Origin of the sequence: Prevotella sp. MGM2 (genome assembly GCF_002933955.1) — a bacterium.
Lineage (GTDB): Bacteria > Bacteroidota > Bacteroidia > Bacteroidales > Bacteroidaceae > Alloprevotella.
The window spans coordinates 1-21046 of record NZ_BEWW01000292.1; the positions used below are offsets into that span (position 1 = coordinate 1).

11 protein-coding genes are annotated in these 21046 nt (G+C 51.9%); 2 read left to right on the forward strand and 9 right to left on the reverse strand.

Going from position 1 to position 21046, the window contains the following annotated elements; translation table 11 throughout:
* From C5S62_RS10095 to C5S62_RS10135, 9 genes are all read right to left on the reverse strand, one after another.
* Positions 1 to 1700: RagB/SusD family nutrient uptake outer membrane protein (locus tag C5S62_RS10095; RefSeq protein ID WP_104405261.1), on the reverse strand; the 1700-nt coding region annotated here is incomplete at its 3' end.
* Between the two features lie 72 nt (positions 1701 to 1772).
* Positions 1773 to 5174 (reverse strand): SusC/RagA family TonB-linked outer membrane protein, encoded by a 3402-nt coding sequence (locus C5S62_RS10100; protein WP_223301212.1) that lies wholly within the window; start codon positions 5172 to 5174, stop codon positions 1773 to 1775.
* Positions 5175 to 5204: 30 nt separating this feature from the next.
* Positions 5205 to 7040, reverse strand: a complete 1836-nt coding sequence (locus tag C5S62_RS10105) for a hypothetical protein (protein WP_104405262.1) — start codon at positions 7038 to 7040, stop codon at positions 5205 to 5207.
* Positions 7041 to 7062: 22 nt separating this feature from the next.
* Positions 7063 to 9195, reverse strand: a complete 2133-nt coding sequence (locus C5S62_RS10110; protein ID WP_104405263.1) for a fasciclin domain-containing protein — start codon at positions 9193 to 9195, stop codon at positions 7063 to 7065.
* Between the two features lie 12 nt (positions 9196 to 9207).
* The gene (locus C5S62_RS10115; protein ID WP_172485939.1) at positions 9208 to 11079 is read right to left on the reverse strand and encodes a RagB/SusD family nutrient uptake outer membrane protein; all 1872 of its coding nucleotides are present in this window, start codon (positions 11077 to 11079) and stop codon (positions 9208 to 9210) included.
* A 13-nt stretch (positions 11080 to 11092) separates the two neighbouring features.
* The gene (locus tag C5S62_RS10120) at positions 11093 to 14518 is read right to left on the reverse strand and encodes a SusC/RagA family TonB-linked outer membrane protein (RefSeq protein ID WP_104405265.1); all 3426 of its coding nucleotides are present in this window, start codon (positions 14516 to 14518) and stop codon (positions 11093 to 11095) included.
* A gap of 11 nt (positions 14519 to 14529) precedes the next feature.
* Positions 14530 to 17172, reverse strand: coding sequence for a hypothetical protein (locus C5S62_RS10125; protein WP_133159574.1), 2643 nt, complete (start codon positions 17170 to 17172; stop codon positions 14530 to 14532).
* 634 nt (positions 17173 to 17806) lie between these two features.
* On the reverse strand, positions 17807 to 18892 hold the full coding sequence (locus C5S62_RS10130; protein ID WP_172485941.1) for a Rid family hydrolase: 1086 nt from the start codon (positions 18890 to 18892) through the stop codon (positions 17807 to 17809).
* A 72-nt stretch (positions 18893 to 18964) separates the two neighbouring features.
* Entirely contained in the window at positions 18965 to 19942 is a 978-nt protein-coding gene (locus tag C5S62_RS10135) for a TIGR01212 family radical SAM protein (RefSeq protein WP_371411200.1), read from the reverse strand.
* A 185-nt stretch (positions 19943 to 20127) separates the two neighbouring features.
* Here C5S62_RS10135 and C5S62_RS10140 point away from each other — a divergent pair, with 185 nt between their 5' ends.
* Complete coding sequence (locus tag C5S62_RS10140) at positions 20128 to 20721, forward strand: RNA polymerase sigma factor (protein ID WP_104405268.1); 594 nt, start codon at positions 20128 to 20130, stop codon at positions 20719 to 20721.
* A 128-nt stretch (positions 20722 to 20849) separates the two neighbouring features.
* A partial coding sequence (locus tag C5S62_RS13940) for a hypothetical protein (RefSeq protein ID WP_223301213.1) occupies positions 20850 to 21046 on the forward strand: 197 nt, incomplete at its 3' end.

Consider the following 21046-nt stretch of genomic DNA (forward strand, 5'->3'; position numbering starts at 1 on the left):
GAGTAGAGCGTGTCGAGGTCGTAGCTGCCGCGGTCACGGCCGCCGCCGCAGCCAAGGGCGTGGATGCCGGTGGTGTTGTCCCAGCGGGTGTCGGAGAAGTCGAGGTAGTTCACGCCAAGGGCGCTGGCGCCGGCGGCGCGGCGCATCTCGTCGACGTCGATGTCGCACTGGTCGGGGGCGTCCTCAATATAGGGGAAGATCTTGCCGTCGACTACGGAGTCGGTCAGGACGGTGGGGACGGTCTCACGGGTGAGGCCGTCGCGGAGGACGGCGAAGGCGTGGCGCGGATAGCCGGCCCGGTTGATGGCTTCGGCGTAGCGCAGGTAGACCTGGCGGAGGCGGTAGACGGGGAAGAAGTACGTGTAGCTGAAGCTGCCTTCGGAGACGGACATGCCGTTGGAGGTGACGGAGATGTTGCGCTTCTGGATGAAGGACATCTTGCCCTCGGTGGTCTCGACGTCGGCGATGGTGCCGGCGCTGCGGGCGTCGCCGCCGGGATAATATTCTACCTCATAGGGCTCGTTGTTGGAGTTGTACTCGTAATGGCGGTAGCTCTGTGCCGCGGAGAGGTTGAGATAGCGCCGGGAGGCGGCCACCTGGCGGTTCTTGTAGTTGGCCTTGAGGCTGATGCGGCCGCTGGTGGTGGTGGTGGTCTCGCCGTTGGAGTCCACACCGCTGTTGGTGGAGTTCGAGGAGCTGGGATCGAAACCGTAGATCTGGGCAACACGCGTCAGGACGGTGCCGAAGGTGCTGTTGGCGGCGGAGAGGACGAGGGTGCCGACCTCGCCGGTGGTTCCGGGAGTGCCGCGAAGACCGGTGGTCCATGAGGAGGCTTCGGCGCGGTAGTACTTGTTGCCGTTGCTCATGGTTATCTCCATGAGGTCGGCCGCGCTGGAGAGGCTGACGCCGCGGCTGTTGTAGCGGATCTCGTTGTCCATGTAGGTGTAGTAGTGGGCGGCGGCTTTCTCGTAGTCGGAGCGGGAGGCGCCGCGCAGGAGGTAGAGGTCGCCCATGACCAGGTCGGCGGGGAAGACGCTCAGGGAGTGCGCCACGTTGATGGCGCCGTTGTTGAAGGTGCCGTAGTTGGGGCGGCCAAGGGACTTCTCATAGGCGTAGGCGCGCTCGAGGTCGTGGGAGAGCAGTTTGTCGAGAAGGTTGTCGGCTGTGGCGAAGCCTTCCTCGGGGGCCGTCTCCCAGCCGGTGTTGGCGTTGTCGACGGGCTTGGTGATGAAGGGCACAGAGCCGTAGTTCTGGACCAGCTGCATGTAGGTCCAGGCACGCACCAGCTGGACCTGGGCGAACTCGCGCCGCATATAGTAGCTGTTGTTCTTGGTGGCCATGGTGTCAACCGCGGCCAGGTAGAAGTTGCACTGGTTGATGACTTTGTAGTAGGCGGCGCGGTTGAGAAGGCCGTTGTCGCCATCGGGAAGGCGCTCGAAATTGGAAAGGGAGGCGATGGTGTCGCTCACGTACATCGTGGTGTCGGCCAGGTCGCCGCGCAGTTCGCCAAGAAGGATGTTGTTCTCGATGACGTCCTGGACGTTACCCAGAATGCCGAAGTAGAAGTCGACGGTGTCCTTGCCGGAGAAGTTCTCGGCATAGAGGTCCATGTCGGGAGTGAGCATGTCTTCGCACGAGGTGGCGGCGGTGCCAAGCCCGAGGAAGGCGGCCAGCAGGCCTATGATCGATTTATTTTTCATTGTATGGTTGGGTTTGGAGGCGGCGCAGACGGGGCGGGCCGGATGAGGGCCCGCCCCGGGCGCCGGCGGTTTTTACAAGTTGATGGTCACACCGAAGTTGAAGCTGCGGCCCTGGCTGAGCCAGCCGGCGTCGATACCCTGGTAAAGGACGCTGTTGCCGGCGGAGAACTCGGGATCGCTGCCCAGGTACTTCGTTACGGTAAAGACGTTGTTGGCTTCGCCCCACACGGAGAGGCCCTGCAGCCAGCTCAGGGAGAGGGGGACGCGATAGGTCAGACGGACTTTCTTGAGCTTGAGGTAGGAACCGTCCTCGATCCAGCGGTCGGAGAAGCGCTCGTTGTTGACCCACTCGTCATTGTCGGAGGCCATCGTACGGGGGATGTCGGTCTGCTGGCCGCTGTATTTCCAGCGGTTCACCACGGCCGTGGTCTGGTTGTAGATGTTGTTGGCGCCTTCGAGCTGCGAACGCTGGTAGTTGAAGACATCGTTGCCCAGGGAGTACTTGAAGTCGAGGGAGAGGGTCAGGCCCTTCCAGCTCAGGCTGGTGTAGAGGTTACCGAAGATGTCGGGGTTGGGATCGCCGATCTGGACCATGTCGGCCTCGGAGATCCAGCCGTCCCCGTTCTGGTCGACGAAGCGGACGTCACCGGCCTTGAAGTTACGGTAGGGGGACTGGCTCAGCCCGGTGGGATAGCGCAGGTAGCCGTACTTGCCGGCCGTGGAGGCTTCGGCGTCAGTGGCGAACACACCGGCCGTGCGGTAGCCGTAGAACACACCTACGGGAAGGCCAACGGCGGTCAGGACGTTGTTGGTGCCGTAGATGGAGGAGGTGTAGCCGTGAAGACGCTGCTCGCTGGAGGCGATGCGGCGGCCGTCGGCGTCGAGGGCGTAGGTCTTGATGTAGTTCAGGCTCGTCTCGGGAAGGGCCGTGATCTCATTCTGGTAATGACCGACGGTGAAGCCTGCCTGCCACTTCCAGTCGCGACGGTTCAGGAGAACGGCATGGGCGTTGAACTCGACACCGCGGTTCTCGAGGGCGCCGTCGTTGGCCCACATGGAGGTGAGGCCGGTGATGTCGCTCACGGACTTGCGGGTAAGAAGGTCGCTGGTGCGGGACCAGTAGTAGTGCACGCCGAAGGAGAGACGGTTGTCGAGCATGCTGCTCTCCAGGCCGACGTTGACGCGGCGGGTGGTTTCCCACTGGATGGTCGGATTCTGGATGTTGGCCAGTTTCAGGGCCGTGGCCTTGTCCATGAACTTCGTGTTGGCGAAGTAGGTGCGCGCGGCGTAGTAGTCTACGTTGTCATTGCCGCTTTCCTCATAACCGGCAGTCAGTTTCAGGTAGTTGACCGAGGGGACCTTGAACCAGTCTTCCGAGGAGATCAGCCAGGCGGCCTGGACGGTGGGGAACAGGCCCCACTTCACGCCGGCGAGCTTGATGCCCGAGGAGGCTTCCTTACCGAAACGGGAGGAGGCTTCCATGGAGGCGCCGGCGGTGAGGAAGTACTTGTTGCGGTAGTTGTAGTCGGCGTTCAGGTAATAGGACAGGTTGGTCCAGGTATCGTTCACGCCGCCGTAGTCCTTATATTGGAGTGACATGCTCATGTTGGGCATCTTGTCGTTGTCGTTGTTATAGCCCCGGATGTAGCTGTTGCCGTAGGAGAAGGAGGAGATGCGGAAGCCGCCGAAGAGGTTCACGCTGTGGGCGCCGAACACCCGCTTCCAGTCGACACGCAGGTCGTTGTAGAGGGAGGTCTCCTTGCTGAACTGGGAGCGCATCACGCTCTTGACCTCGCCAAGACCTTCAACGCTCTTGGCGGGGGTTCCGTCGTTGGGAAGGTAGTACTTCTCGTTGATGCGGTTCAGAATGTAGCTGAAACGGTCGCTAACGCTCAGATAACTGTTGATCTGGTATTTGGGGGCCACATTGATGGAGAACTGGGTCTGCTCCAGGAAGTTCTTATTGTCACCCTGGCCGTTCTGAAGGATCCAGTAGGGATTGACAAGGCCGGAATAGCCGAAGGACTGGGCAAAGCGGTAGGGGTTGTTGGCGTCCGTATAGTTCTTGCCGGAATAAATCTTGTCGGTATGCTCAACGGAGAGACCGCCGTCATAGAGGACGTAATGGGCGTAAGGACTGATGAACGGGGACTGGATCAGACCAAGGACATTCGGGGAGGAGATGTTGCTGGCGGAATAGTCCTCGGCCCAGCCGTTGTCGCGAAGGTTATAGGCATTGCGCGAATAGGAAAGGTCCAGGCCTGTGGTAAAGTTCTTGAACATGTTGATGTCCGTGTTGAAACGGATGTTCAAACGGTTGAAGTCGGTGCGCTTGGCGGTGGCGTCGGACTGGGAATAGCCCAGAGAGAGGTTGTACATGGCAACATCGTCGCCACCTTCAACGCTGACCTTGTAGTTCTGGGTGAAGGCGGTCTTGTAAAGGCCTTTCTGCCAGTCGGTCTCATTGTGGTATATCGGATAGAGCAGATAGTTGGGGTCCTCGTTCATGAACGGGGGGACGGAGCCGGAACTGTTCTTGAAGTAGTCGCGGGCGGCGGCGGTTGTGCCAAGGAACTCGGTGACGTAGTTGCGGTACTGGCCGGCGTTCATCATGTCTGTTCGGCCGGGGGTCAGCTCGAAGCCGCCGAAGGCGCGGATATTGATACGGGTGACCATGCTGCGGCCGCGCTTGGTGGTGATCTCGACCACACCGTTGCCGCCACGGGCACCGTAGAGGGCCGTACCGTTCTTGAGGAAACGGACATTCTCGATGTCCTCGGTGTCGAGGATGTTGAAGATGTTGTTGACAAAGCCTTCATGGAGGGCTGAGCGGTCATACTGCATGTCCCAGATGACGCCGTCGACAACGACCAGGGGCTGGGCGTTGGCGTTCAGGGAGTTCAGACCGTTGACAAACATCGCGGCACCCTGCGCGGGCTCACCGCCGCGGTTGATGGTGCGGACGGAGGCGTTGAGCCGGTTCTCGATGTCGTTCTCAATGGTCAGGGAACTGGAATTGCTCACGGACATTTCCGGGCGGTGGTATAGGGAGGTTCCGTCGGAATAAAGCCGCTCCAGGGAGCTGGAGTAAAGGCGGGCATTCTGTCCGGAGACGCCCTTGAGGGCTATCTGGACGGGATTGTAATCGCCTTCAAGGTCGACATACAGGGAGGTTACGAACTCGGGGACCTTGATCACATAAGCGCCCTTGTCATCGGTAAGGGCGGTATAGTAACGGTTGTTCAGAGCCTGGACCTTGGCGCCTGCAAGAGGGGCGCCGGTGGCGGCGTCGTAAACGAAACCGCTGATTTCCTTCATCTCATAGCGGGAGGAAGGACGGCTGGAGGAAGAAGACTGCGCCGGAGCGGAGCCGGAGACGGTCTGGGCCGAGAGGACACAGGGACCGGAAAGCATGAAGAGGCAAACGCCCGCACGCAAGGCTCCCTGCATGATATGGAGATTCTTTTTATTCATCGTTTTCTATTTTAAAGTCAACAAGAGAGGTTATTCACGAACGGGCTCGAGGATGACCTTGCTGAAGCCGACACCCTGGGCCTTGCCTTTACCGCGGTTGGAAATGGTGATATGAAGCATCGGGAATGTGCTGAAGTCAAGACCGCTGTAACTTTCAGGTATCTCGACGCTTTCCCAAAGGACGTGCTTGTTCACGCGGGTCTGGTCGATATCCTGGCTGGAGGTCTTCTTGGTGCCCTTCATGAGCTTGAGGTCGTCGCCCAGAAGTTCGGCCGTGAAGTTGGGGCTCTCCAACACCTCATTGCCATCGCCGTCCACCTGAATGGTGGAGAGGTTGATGCGGTTGGGCACCGTGATGACGGAGATCCTGTACTTGCCGCTGAGAACGTTGTTCAGGCGGATATGGAGCTCGAAGTTACCGGAACCCTTCACAAACTCGTAGTAGGTATAGGTATCATCCTCGACATCGCCTGTAACAGGTTCCTTGCCCCAGCTTTCCAGCAGGGTGTCGGTACGTGTCTCGGAGGTGAGGTACATTGTCTGGGCGCCGTTGGCCACACCTTTCATGCGGACGATATTGTAAGAGTGGAAATCAAGGGCATTGCGGCGGATGAAGGAATAGGCGGGATCTACCTTGTACTCATCTACAACGAAAACATAGCCGTTGGAGGCTTTTACCGGAGTGACACCCTCGAAAACCGGATTGATGTTACGGTCGCCGGGGACACGGTTGGCCTTGTTGTAAAGGATGACACCGGAGGTGGTCACCAGGGAGTCGGCATAAAGCACATGGTTGATGACAGAGGCCGAGTCGGACTTGTCCACACCGGGGAACAGGGACGGGGATATGAGCATCGTGCCCAAAAGGGAGCGGTAGGTATTCAGATGTGTCAGCGAGTCGTTGGGGTTGACATTGGTCTTCGTATAAAGGAAACCGCCATCGGCACCTTTCGATTCCGACCACTCATACTCGTAGCTGTCGGCATAACGGTACAGCGGAGAGATGGTATCCAGAGCGCCGGCATAGGCTTCATCGGAAGGGACAATGGCAACGAAAAGGCTGTCCTCGGTGGCGATATGGAAGGCGCTGGATGTGGACAGAAGCTCATTGGAATAGATATAGACCGAATCGATGTATTCCATCTGGCCCTTATCGTTCATGGAGCCTTCCGTACTGGCATTCTCAGAGAAAGTGAACTTGTCGTAGGAGGTGACAAGAGCATTCATGCGGGAAAGGGAGGGATTGACGCTCAGATAGTCATAGATATTATAGGCAAAGGGGGAAACGCCGTCCAGAACATGAAGCATGCCGTTGGAGGAAACCACATCGGTAATGTTACCGCCGGCCAGACGGACACCGTTGAACAAGCTGTCAGAGGCACTGTAAGAGGCCAGTTTGCCGTTCAGAAGACGGACCTGCTGGGAGGACTGGGAGGAGGCATAGTTGAAAAGGGCCAGATGGTTGCGGACGAACTGGTTGGACACCATATAGTAAAGCTTCATGGAAGCCTGAAGATCCGTGTCCTTCAGAGCATCGGCCTTGTCCAGAGAATCCAGATAAGCCTGGGCATTATAGGTGCCGTTCTTAGGGGCCCACATCGTCATCTCCTGAGAGGTGTTCAGGAAATCGGCATAGGACTGCTTGCGGCCGCGGTCCGACTCGGTACGCATCACAGGAGTCCGCTGCAGTATCTCCGCGAGGGAGGTCAGTTCAGGATTGGAGGAGATGTTCTTCCAAATCGTATTGGCACCGGAAGGGGCGCCGGGCTGCACCTCGAAATGGTCGTCGGTACAGGAGGAAAGGGACAGCAGCAACGAGGCGCAAAGAAGCCCTCCCCTCAGGAATTGATCATATATACGGTTCATGGTCTTATTTAATATGCTTTGGTTACCAAATATCTTCGGCCGTCGCGCCGTTATAGACGGAGGTCGGAACGTATTCGAAATAGTCAACGAAAAGCTGGCCGTTCAATTTCTTCAATGCGGACTTGAAGCGCAAGTAGTACGTCTTGTCGGCTTTCATGTCGGCGGTGGTGACAATCAGGCGGATAGCGGCAGCGCTGCCACCCTGGTCACGGACCGGAGTCTGGCCCTTGCTGCCGGTGGTGGACCAATAGCGGGGACCTTTCATATAGCCTTGGTTACGCATGTTCTTGTCATTCTCCGCATTGGTAACGTCATCGCCCTCGATATCCGCAGTCCAGGGTATGGCGATGGAACCGGCGCCCTGACGCATGTCCACGGGAAGACCGGTAGGCTGCAGACGATGGGGATCGTCACCAAAATACATCTGGGCCATACCGCGCTGGTTGTTGTTGGAAAGCCCGATGCGGAGCTCATAGGTGCCGTCCTTGGGGAAAGGAGGCAGACGCAGCGTAAAGTCATAAAGTCCCAAGAACATCAACTCATCACCCTGATAGTCGCGCCAGGCGCCGCCGCCCTTGGGGTCGACACCGGCATGGAGGTAAAGGAAGATGGTACCGGCTGACTGGTTGAGGATGTTGCCGCAATAGCCCTTGGGAAACATGGCGAATTCCGTGGCACGGGTATTGTTGGACAACAGTTCGGGCAACATGGTCGTCACGTCCATACGGATACGCTCACCGGCCAGCTGGGTGCGCATGGCGTCATCATAGAGCAGTATCTTGTTGATGGGGAAATAGAAGCCGTTAAGGGAGTTGTTGTCATAAACGCCGTTCAAAGGAGACACAAGAAGGCCCGGATTTTCGATGCCGATCTCTCTATAATCACCCTCACGCTTGTTGTCATAAACGGATTTGCGGTTAAGGTAAATCGGATTGTTCAAGGCATCGGGATCCACACTGTTGGTGCCTATCTGGGTCACTTTTATCAGACCGCGATACTTACCAAGAGTCGTGTAATAATCCCACACATTGGTAGGATAGTTTATGGTCTGGGGACGCGCACGGTCAGCACCATAATCATAATGGAACTCATTGTAATGACTGACAAAACGGTCATAGGCCAGACGGCCGTACAAAAGGTGATAGGCCACAAAACGGTTGACGGCATTGTCGGGGTCTTTCAGATTGTCAGAAGCAGCCGTGCCATAGGCGGACTCGCACTTTTGGCGAATCTGAGCCATGACATCATTCCAGTTCGTGACGTGGCCATCGGCATCTTTCGACAGGGTAATGCCCCACTCCGATGCAAACACGTCATCCGGCTCTACAAAAGCCGTAAAACCGATATAACGGTGCTGCGGAACATTGAACTTCTGGCCGTCGATGGAAGTCCCCACACTGGGCACAAAAACCGCGTCACGTTCCTCTTCCTCATAAACCTGGTCCAGATAAGACACGGCAAGGGAATCGGCCCAGGAGGTCTGCTCCAGCAAATGGGCGAAAACCTGCATATTGCCGGCGGCGGCAATACGTTCGTAAAGATTGTCGGAAGAAGGCGCTATAACGGAATCAACCTCATGAATCATACCGTTGGAGACCTCTATATTGGTCTTCAATACTCTGGAACCGCCATTGATGACATAATACATCTCACCGGAGGCTGCCGTATCCTGACTGCAGGACAGGATACGGTCGTTCAGGTTGGCCTCGGGAAAAGAACCGGACGGAGAGGGGAATACTGCTTCTTCGTAAGCACTCAACTCGCCGTTGTCGATGATACAACTCTTGGCAATCAGCTCAGCCTGCTCATAGCTCAGCTCATCCGGGGTATTCACACCAAGACTCTTGATATGATTCCGAACGGCGGCATTGTTGGGGGCAAACACCGTATAGTTGCCTCGGGCGGAGAGCACGCTGGTAAGAGAAGAAGCCTCAGAGGAACGGCCGAGACGGACACGGTCGAAAATCGACTTGATATCGGAAAAGCGATCCGGAGTGCCAGCCAGATAATCCGTCACCGTCTGTTCTGTCTTAATGGCAAAATTGCCCTCATCGATGGTCTCCTTACAACCGCCTAGGGCGAAAAGGAAACAAGGCACCAATAAAGAGGAAAAGAAACGCGAGACTTTTCTCTTTTCGAATAATATTTTTCTCATGACTGAAGACTTTTATTTATTCGGGGTATAACGGTCCCATACCGGATTTTGAATCAGTTTGCCGCCATTGCCAACACCGTTGACCTTCATTTCCTCATTATAAATGGGCAGGTACATCGCATAAAGCAGACGGAGACGGTTACGGACAGAGGTGGAAAGAGAAATGAAATCCGAAAGGGTTGACTTGGTGTCGTTGCTGGCTTCCACCTGACGGACGATGTCGAACCAGCGCTTGCCCTCACCGATAAACTCACGCTGACGTTCCTGGTAAACAAGCGTCAGAAGATCCGAACCTTTCTTGGCGGTGCCGTTGTAAGCGTAATTGTCATCCAGACGGGTGCTCACATAATCCTCGTCACCACCGCCGGTACCCGTCAACTTGGGGTTATTACGTTCAAACAAGGTGTTGACCAGAAGGAAGCCCTCATTGACAACATTGCCGGCAGCTGCTGCTGCATTAGGATTGAGACGAGCGATGGCTTCGGCACGGATCAGCATGATGTCTGACAAACGGTAAAGGGGCCACGGCATTGACTTCTGGGAACGCCAGGAAGCCGAACAGCCTTCGGACATTTCCTTCATATCATCAATCACGATACTGGAAGCCAACCCTTTATGGAATACCGGAGGATTGGAGCTGATACGAGACCAATTAAAGGTCTCGGGAAGACGGATATCCGCACGGCCGAAACCGGTGGCGGGATCCGCATCATTCTCGGAAGGAGCCATCAGGAAACTGGAACCGACCATCTGACCCGTCTTCAGGTTATTATTCTCCACATAACTGTAGAAAGTTCCCGGCGTACCGTTCACAAGATCAACGCCGTTATAGTTCAACTGGAATATACATTCGTCAGAATAACCTGTCCCCCAAATGCTGGAATAAACCACATCGCTGACATTACGGTCGCCCGAAAACAAGAAACGGTTCAGATAGGGATAACGCTTGTCCTTATTCTGGGACATGGAGGAATTGGGATTCTTCTCCAGGAATTCGTCATAATCGGCCTGGAACTCATCCAGCACAATGCGGGAATAATCCATTGTCTTCTGGAAGCAGGCGTTGCTCAGGGCATTACATTCGGCGGATGACAGCGTGTCGCCCTCCTCACCAAGAACAATATCTCCTTTTTCCTCGGATTTCAGAAGCATACAGCCGCGCCACAAGTTCATATCCGCCAAAATGGCATACATCGTACGCTTTGTTATGCGCCCGCAGTTGTCCTGGGTATTACCATAATCCACTGCAGGGAATATGCTCTGGGCATTCAGGTCTTCGATCTGACCTATCAGGGTGCCCAGAAGATTGACACCCAACGTGGCCGGAAGGTGGCGGTTACGGGCCTGCTCATCGGTATTGATGCTTTCCTGCTCGAAGGGGACATCACGGTAAGCGCGCACCAGATAGAAATAATAAAGAGCGCGAAGAACCGTCATTTCCGCCTTGATCGTATTCCAGTCATTGCGGCGGAAACTCGGATCGACCTCCTTACCGGGCTCGGTCATTATATCGCCTTTCTCCAGTACCAAGTTACAGTAGTTGATGCCTGTATAGAAAGCGGACCAGTCGAACATGCCTTCGGTCGGCATCAGGATGCCCTGCTGGAGATTCTGGATATTGGTGCGGGACATGTCGTTGAGCGTAAGATTGTCGCTGCGGAGCTCGCCCCACTGTACAATACGGTCGGTCACAGCCTGGGTCGCAAACTGGCGATAGGCAGAGGCGCGGACATTATTAAGGTCGTTCTTGTCTTTCCAAAAATCCTGCTCCGTAATCTTGTCGGTAGGCAATACCGTCAGATAATCTTCGCAAGAGGCCAGGCCCAGACTCACGCAAAAGCCTGCGGCTGCCAGCATTGTATTTAGGTATTTTGTCGTTTTCATTGCTTCGATGATATTAGAATCCCACATTCAAACTAACTGTGAACGAACGGGAACGCGGAGTTTGCGAACTGTCGGTACAGGGGGAGAAACCGGAGGAACTGTGGTCGGGATCCACGCCTTTGTACTTAGACCAGAAAATAAGGTTGTTGCCGGAAGCGGCGAGACGCAGAGAACTGAGACCATACTTCTTAAGTTTGTCGGCCTTGAAATTATAGCCTATCTGGAAGTACTGGAAGCGGAGATAATCACCGGGTTCGACATAACGGTCGCTGATCAGGGCATTATAAGTATTGCCGTTGGCAACCTTAGTACTCATGGCACGGGGAATTTCAGTCACCTGGCCGTTGGTTCTCCAACGGTGGTTGACAGCGGCGCTCTGGTTCTTGTTGGTACGCATGTCTTCGGCATACATACGGGCAAGGTTGATGATCTTGTTGCCGATACGGAAATTGAAGTTGGTCTTCAAAGTCCACTGGCCGAAATTGAAATCAACACCGAAACCGCCGTTCACCTTGGGGTTGGAACCGCCGAGGTAGACGATGTCAAGCTCGTCTATCTGACCGTCATGGTTGATGTCCTCATAAATAACGTCACCACCCTCAAACTTATAGTTCACACCACCGTAGTTGTAAACCATCTGGAGAGGATTGCCGTTCTTGTCATAAACAACGTTACCCTGGGCGTCGCGCACAATCGGAGCGGTCTTGCCGGTTGCCTTGGCTGTATTGTACATATTGCCGTTGGCATCGGGCTCGGGAAGATAGTACTCATTGTCGCTCTGGTTAAGGAAGTAGCCGTTATGCTTGTAGTCATAGGCATAAACACCCTTATAGCGGAAACCGTAAATGCCGCCGAGCGCATGGCCGATCTGGACACGCTGCATCACACTCTCGTTGCCATTGGCATAATCAAAGTCCTTATTGTTGCTTGCAAGGACGGAAGCATCCATGGAAGTGATGGTGTTGATGTTCTGGGCGATATTGAATCGGAGAACCGTGGAGAACTTGCCGACCTCGAAAAGCTTGCCGGTATTGATGTAAAGTTCCCAACCCTCATTCTCCATGGAACCGACATTGGCGGCGGAAAGCGTGGAGAAACCGGTCGTGGAAGGTATGCGCACGTTATAATTAAGAAGGTCTGTCGTCTTCTTCTTATAGACATTCAGGTCGAACTGGAGCAGATCCTCGAAAAGGTGAAGGTTGAAACCCATGTTCCAGGATTTGGTCTTCTCCCACTGGATCTGCGTAAGACGGAGGTTGGAAGGACGGATGGCCGCTACCCCGTTATAGGAGTCAAAAGCGGAATACTGGTTGTAAATCAGGCCTTCTCCAAAACTGCAGTTACCGGTAACACCCCAGCCCGGACGGAAGGCGAGCATGCTCACCACTTTCTTCAAAGGCTTGAAGAAGGCTTCGTCGCTGATATTCCAGCGTCCGGACACACCGGGGAAGAAACCCCACTTGTTGCCGGAACCGAACTTGGTGCTGCCGTCGGCGCGCAAAGTGAAGTCTAACGAATACTTGGAACCGAAAGAATAGTGGAAGGAACCGATACCGCTCATGGTATGTCCCTTACCGGTCGAAGTGGAGGCACCGGTAAGATAGCCGGGCACTGTCGGGTCCGTAATGCCGCCGCCGATACCCGAGGAAGACAAGGACTGACGGGTGGAGTTCTGGGAACCCACCTCTAAGCGAGCCAGAACCTGCAGGGAGTGGTCAGGATTAACAAAATAGGGCTTGAACACCAACTGATGACGGGTATTGAAAGCCAGGCTCTTGAACTCGTCATTGGAAGTGGTATTGATACCGTCGGACCAGGAACCGGGGCTCAAGGAAGAAGGACGGTAGGAATTCTTCGTCTCGGTATAGGCGTTCATATAGACCTCACCGGTATAGTCAAGATGGGTCTCATCATCGTCCTTGCCAAGCAGCTTATACTCCAGCTTGAACTGGGGAGTGATGGTGTAGGTGGACCAGCGGCGCCAGGAAAGATTGGCTATGGCCACCGGATTGCCGTTGGAGACCATGTCGCTCAGATAATAGGAAGACTTGTTGCTGTTATTGCTTACCATGCCGGCAGCTGCGGCGGCCTGAGGCATCTGATAATAGTCACCGGTATCGAAATAACGCCCGTTCTGGCGGTCATACTCCCATCGGGTAACGGCCATATTGGGCATGGCCTGATAAGCGCGACCCATCAGACCGTCATCGATGTTCTTGTTCTGCTTGGTATAGGTCAGAGAGAAATCAGAGGAGAACTTGATACGGTCGGACACATAATAGTCAAGGGCCAGACGGGAAGAAAAGCGGTCAAGAGTCTGCTTGATGACGGTACCGGTCTCATGGTCATAGCTTCCCGATACGCGGAACGTGGCCTTGTCGCCACCGCCAGAGATGGCGATACCATAGTTGTGCGTCTGGCCAAACTGGGTCACCTCGTCTATCCAGTCCGTGTTCTTATTATAATTATAGCGGTAAGCCGTATAAGTGGGAAGGTCCTGCAACTCCACTATGGCGTCGGCGGGATTGCCGGCCTGGGGATTGGGATTGTGGTAAGCCTGCTGGAGCATCATCTTGTACTGGTCACCGTTGAGCATGTTCATGCCTTCGGGCTGCCAGGCGCCGGAAAAGCGGTAGCTGAAGTTGACGCGGGTCTTGCCGCGGGCACCACGGCGGGTCGTAATCTCGATGACACCGTTAGAGCCGCGGGCACCCCAGATGGCGGTGGCGGCGGCATCCTTCAACACGTTGATCGTCTGGATGTCCTCGGGATTAACCTGAAGAAGGGTGGCGAACTTTTCCTCATTCATGTCATTGGCGTCGAAATCCTCCGAATCGTAGTCCTCCAGTATCTGGCCGTTGACCACAATAAGGGGCTCCTGATTACCGTTGATGGAGGTCACACCACGGAGGCGCATGCTCGTACCGGCACCCAGGTTTCCGGAATTGGCTACAATGTCAAGACCGGCAATCTGTCCCTGAAGGGCCTCGCCGGCGGTCTCGAAGGAAAGACCTTCCATCTGGTCCATGTTCAGGGTCTGCTTGGCCACGGAGATCTCACGCTCGGGAATAACAAGGCCATTGGACTGGGTCTTGCGCGTAACAACGACCTCCGCTCCGGCTATCGTGTTCTTGTCGTGGAGTTCCACACGGAAGTTCGTACGGCTGCCGATCGGAGAGATGCGCTCGGTCTTATAGCCGATATAGGAAATCTGAAGCGTGTTGTTGGGATTCTTGATGGCAAGGGAGAAGTTACCGTTGGCATCGGTCTGCGTGGCGGATATAGCACGGTTGGACTTGTCGATCTCAGCAACATTGGCCATCACCACGGGACCGTTGTCCGAAGAACTCCAGACATGGCCCGTAATGCGTTTCTGAGCAAAAGCGACGGAGCAACAGAAACACAAGGCTAGTGTCAATAAATATTTTATGCGGTTCATGATATTATGATTTATTTTCTGATTCTGTACTTCGTCACGAATTTGAGAGCGGCCGAAGGAGTCGACCACGCGCTGTCATAACGGCCGTTCTCCAGAGACGTGAAGTTGAGGACATCCTCTATCTGATGAATGGAGACATAGGAGGAACTGTTGATGGCCGTGGCAACACCCTGGACGGGAGCGTTGAAGTTGGCGTCGCGGGCAAGCACATTATAAGGAGCCTGAACGGAAACGGTACGGCCAGCACGGTCGGTCAGGGTAATCTTGCCCGGTTCCTGCCTCATGTTGATGGAAAGGTAAACATTGTCCTCATTGTCTATACAGGAAGTCTGGTAGTCCACACCGCCGCCGTTGTCGATATCATCAACAAAGAAGGACTGGTCCTGGAAATGATACTTCACGAAGTTGACCAGCATCGTAATCATGGCACGGGCCTGGGCCTGGGCCGCCTCAGGAAGGGTACCACTCTCCTCGTCCAGATTCTCCGCGATGAAACCGGTAATATCCTCCTGGCTCTTAAGACCTTTGTCAAAAGCGGCAAGGACCGCATCGTTGGTCGGGGCATAGATGGTATAACGGTAATTGTTGAAGAAACGGACCAGAGATTCACCCTGGGTGGGATTGACACCCTCGTTCGTGAAAATACGGTATTTGTTAACCTCGCTTGCTATCTCCTCGCGGGAGGTCACGTCTTCACCGATCAGACCGACCAGACGAAGGTCGTCCTCGGAGAAGTTTGTCTCGCAAAGCTTGTAGAACTCGCCATAGTGATCCTGGTCATTGGACAGGATATTATAAACGGACTTCGTAGTAGCCTGCATAGGACGGTCAAGGAGGAAAGTGAAACCGTTACCGTAACCGTTCAGCTCGGCTGTCTGGTTATAGCTCTCCGTAACCGTGCAGACCGGCTGGTTGTCAGGGTACTTACCGGCATCGCCACGCATCTGAAGCTGGAAACCGCCGTCAACCACCATACCGGCGAAACCAGCATTGGCATCTCCGCGCTCGCGCAGGTAGACGGGAGCACCGCTACGGGACAGATAATAGCGGCGGCGCCCCTGCATGTCCTCCTGGTCACCGCTACCGGTCTCGTGGACGATGATGTGATGGTCAACCATATCCGTCAGCAACTGGCGCTTGACCAAACCGGCGCCGGAATTCAGAGAACCCTTGTCACCGGGATTGGAAACGTTGGCGGCACCTGTCAGGGCACGGTCACCGTCGCTGGGAGCGCGGTCATAGTAGAAACGGTAGGCCTGGGACTTGATGGGGAAAACGGCGTTCGTGGAATTGTCATAAGTGAAGCGCCAATACTTGTACTGGCTTGCGGAAGCGGCGTTACGGGCAAGGGACATCGGGTCTACAAGACCGTAAAAACCCAGACTCTCGTCAGTAGGCACAAAGAGGGAGAAATGAGACTGCATGGCCTTCAGATAAGTCGAATAGTACTTCTGAAGAGGGGCGCTGTTATAATTCTCCTGAATGAAGTTGTCATCCGCACGAAGGACAGCGTTGACAATCTGGGTACCGCGGCTGTAAAGCACAGGAGCGATGACTGAGGCGTAGTCGGCGGGGGTCATCACGCGGTTCATCACATAAACGACACCGTTGTTGGCGAAAAGACACCGCTCAAAGCTCTCCTTGTACTGCTCAAGAGAAGAATAGTTGGGATCGGTGGCCGGGAACATCTGGTCCTGGGCGTCATTCATGATCGTCAGATACTTGCTCGGAACAGACTCAAGGAAAGAGTCCTTCATCAGGTTGTTGATCAGAGCCTGGACGATATTAAGGGGTATCTGATAAAGGTTGTAAGACAGGTTCTCGCGGGTCACCGGAGTCTGCTTGGCAAAGCGCTCGATAAGAACGCGGCCGCCGCCGTTGAGGAAATACTCCTCCATGGCCGCGTCGCTGGGAACGAACATGGCCGCCATGTCCTGCTCCTTGGGAAGGGAGTTGCTGCCGGAGTACTCGTTCCAGCCCGGGTCGAAGGAAAGAAGCGGGAAACTGCCAAGGTCCTTACGGTCAGGACGCTCGCTGATGGCACCGCCGTGAGACCGGGAAGAGATGTAGCGCTTCTCAAAGACAGAGTCATTGCCGATGTCATAAAGCGCCTTGTACTGCTCTGTCAGGCTCGCATTGTAATAAGGGGCGCTGAAACGGTCTAGCATCTGGCTGAAAAGGTTCGTTGAGCCGTTCGTACGGATCACCTCGGCCATGTTGGAGGGAGTCACGACAACCTTGTCCAGAACATTGAAGTAACCGTTCAGACAGGTCACGTCCTGCTCTATCACGCGCGCGTCATATATATAGGTACGCTTACCGCCAGCACTGCCGTTGAGCCAGGCGTCGTCGCCGCGAAGGCCAAGGATGAAGCTCACATCGTCATGAGTGATGTCCTTCTCCTTCATCTGGTCCTCAATGAAATGCAGCATCATCGGGGCCGTCGCATCAAGGGCCATGTAAATGCCACCGCGGCCCTGGTTCGTATAGGCGTCCCAGAAACGGATGTCACCGCCGGTGGCATCGTCCTCGGAAGGCTCGTTCAGGTTGTTGGGAAGCTCGTTCCACTGCCAATACTTGACACTGTCCAAAGAGGACGCGGCGGTGTTGCGGCGCATCGTCAGGCTGCCACCGCCGGCGGAATAGGGAAGCATCTCCAGAACGTCGGCATTGTTCAGAAGAACGTTGTAAAGAAGGATACGCTTCTGGGAGAGGGTCAGCTGCTCGTAGCTGCGGACAGGAGAGCCAGAGGCGTCAACCCAGTCCGTCGTGGCGAAAAAACGGGCATAGGCGCTGTCGGGCGCCACAAACAACGTCTTGCTGCCTGTACGGGACAGAACGTCAGAATACTCAAGGTCGTCAACCAACTTGACCACCGTCTTGAAGTCACGGGCCTTCAACTCGTCGTAAATACTCCCGCCCAAAAAACCTGGAAGAGTCTCGTCCAGGTCGTAGTCATCAGAGCAGGAATACGTCAGACCGCAGCTGGAAAGCAGGCACAACGCACCAAAAAACGAGGCCTTCATCGTCGTAATACGGTTTTTCATACGCATTCAATTTATATTTATTCCTTATTTTTTATTAATCGTCTTGAAACAAAAACAGACTAAGTGGCACAAATTTAAACCTTTTTGACCATCAATAACCTAATTCATAACCACAAAACTACAAATATTAAATATTTTTAAGAAACAACACAGGGCAACTTTTAAAACAATAAAAAACTTTTTTAACAAATAAAACACATTAAACAATTAGTTTTAGGATAAAAAACAACATAAAGTCATTTTATTCCTCATTATGGGTTACGGCTATACATTCTACCTCTATCAACCATTCTGGACGACAAACACGTGCTTCCACAAGCAAAGATGGTACGTCTGGAAAATGCAGAGAAAGATATTTTTTTACCCACATATAATCGGCAATATCCCGTAAATACACAACCATATAAGCTATATCTGACAATGTACTACCATCAGCCTCCAATAACTTGGAAACATTCAGGAACATACGTTCAGTCTGTGCTTGTATATCACCTCTATACAAACAAATCCCATACTTATCAATACTGGCCGTCCCAGATATGAAACGGAAGTGCCCAAAAGGTAAATCTAAAGCTGTTCCACGCTCAAAAGCAACTCCATATTCTGATGTAGGATTCAAAAAATCAAGAGCTTGCAAATATCTAATGCAATCAGAAGATATACCATCCACCGAGAAGAAATCCACACCAACTAAAGCATGACAATCCTCAGAAGCCCCACCAATACCCGTTGATGCAATAAAATGAGTATCCTTGGTCAATCCTTCATTTTCAAAAACATTATTACGTCCTCTTACGACATCAGCATAATTTCTATCAACATCACGCACATACAACCATGTACGATGGCAATTATTCTTAAGTCTCAATCCATTTTCTTCCAACCAATCAATATGACGTTGAAAAGCCATTTCTGTTTGAACACACGCATTTTTACCATCAACTTCCAATTCTTTGAACCGCACCGACTGAAAGAAAAATATCACACTGTCCCCTATCTTTATTTCCATTTTTTCAGGAGTTCCCTTTTTAAGGATACTTCCAGCATCCACTATCCATGCCTGAACAGCCACTTTCGCTCCTCCTATCAACGGCTGCTCCACATACGATATAGCTCCAAAAGATAAACAATCAGAAAACAATGAATGAGAGAGAAAAAATGAAAGTTGATTAGCCGAATCTGTCAAATATACCCGTGAAAACAATAAATTGGACGGAGAACAATTATAACTGCCGAACCATAATTGTACACTATTCCTCAAATCTTGCAACTGGTCAGCAAAGGATAGTGTCGGATTTGCTACAAATATATTAAAATGGGAATTCATATTCATGTATGTCAATATAAAATTAGCTTCACAGATAAAACGCAAGGAAATCAACACAAAAGAAAAAAACAGTCAATCCATTCTTCCCTTCCACAAACGACCTTGATACGTACAACGCTCTTTCAATCTTCTTTGAATCAATGCTACAAATTCATAGTTTTTTAGGCCCCAATCAGGAGCTATAAGTAATTCTTTAGGAGTTTGCGAAGTAAAACGCTCCACTACTATATCCGGACGTAAACGTTCTAAAAAACCAATAACAAGATCTGCATATTCATCTACAGATAAAAAATTAAAATCCGATGGATATCTTTCATACTCCCTCGCCATCACTGTACCTCTAACCAACTGTAATTGATGCAGTTTCAATGTTTCCAAAGGAAGATCAGACAAAATATCAGCTTGTTCCACCATCTGCTCTGCCGCCTGTCCGGGCAATCCTAAAATTAAATGAGCTCCAACATGCAAACCATACCGAGCGGTAAGACATATAGCCTTAGCCGCACAATCAAAAGTATGACCACGATTAATCCGTTCCAATAAAGCATCATCTGTTGTCTCTACACCATACTCCAGAAGAACAAACGTGTGACGCCCAAGCTCGCTCAAATAGCCTAGCAAATCTTCACTAACACAATCGGGACGTGTACCTATTACCAACCCCACAACATTCTCAACAGCCAGAGCTTCTTCATAGAGCCTCTTCAATATCTCTATTTTTTCATAGGTATTGGTATAAGCCTGAAAATAAGCTAAATATTTCATTTCAGGATATTTCCTGGAAAAGAACATTTTGCCATCTTCCAACTGTTCTTTAACACTTCGATTACCGGTACAATAATCAGGATTAAAACTTTGATTGTTACAATAAGTACATCCGCCATAACCTATATACCCGTTTCTGTTAGGACAAGAAAAACCGGCATTCACCGAAAGTTTCTGTACCTTAAATTCGAAATATTTCTTCAAGAAGGTTGAAAAATCGGTATATAAGAACATAACATCTATAGGTAAGGTTAATAATGCGCAAAAATAACAATAAATATCCATTCTCTATATTCTGATTTCTCATTAAATTCCCTTAAGGCCATTTCTTTCTCCGAATTTGTTATAAACCAATTCAAATTATGACATTTTATTTGGCGATCACAAAAATAATCTATACTTTTGCAATTATAACTTATAAAATTCAGCCTATCGAAAAACATTACTCCGAATCAATATAAACAGAAGTAATGGATAATTTAAGAAATCGTACCGATGAACAGTTGGTGACGCTTTACGCTATAGGTGTCAACGAAGCTTTTAATACTTTACTTGAGCGTTACAAGGACAGGCTTTATTCTTATATTTATTACACCATCCGCAATACGGACATAGCAAATGATATTTTTCAGGAAACATTTGTAAAGGCAATCGTAACCATACAACAAGGCCGCTACAAAGAAAGTGGTAAATTCTACGCATGGCTTACACGCATTGCCCACAATCTTATCATCGACCAATTTCGTTTAACCAAAAATGAAAACACGATTTCAAGCGATGAAGTGAATCTCTCACCTTTCGACTTAAATCATCTGACGGAAAGTAGCAGAGAAAATAAAATTATAGATGAACAGAACTTCAGTGACATTTGCCATCTAATTGATTTTTTACCTGAAAACCAGCGAGAAATTGTACACATGCGCATATACCAAGATCTAAGTTTCAAAGAAATAGCCGCTCTAAAAGGTATCAGTATCAATACCGCACTCGGACGTATGCGATATGCCATTCTCAACATGCGTCGCATGGCTAACAAACAACAACTAGATCCATACACTAATTAAAACATTGTTATTTCGTCACAATGAAAACTCAGACAAAAACGTTTCCCAACAAATATCGCATCCGCACACACTAAAACAGCATCCGGCACGTTTATCATAATAAAAACATCTTCAAAAAATTACCGCCTATGCCGTTTTTTACTTCTGAAAATAATCCTTCTCCCAAGGAAGAAACTCTTGATTTTCTACGGACTTTTGCCAGTCTTTACAATTTTACCCTTTGGAATATTCCTAATGACTCTTCATCTGAAAGATTTTTTCTACCATTAACCGGGTCAAGCCGAAATTCCGGTGCATTTGTTAAAATTCGAGAGCTGAAATGTTA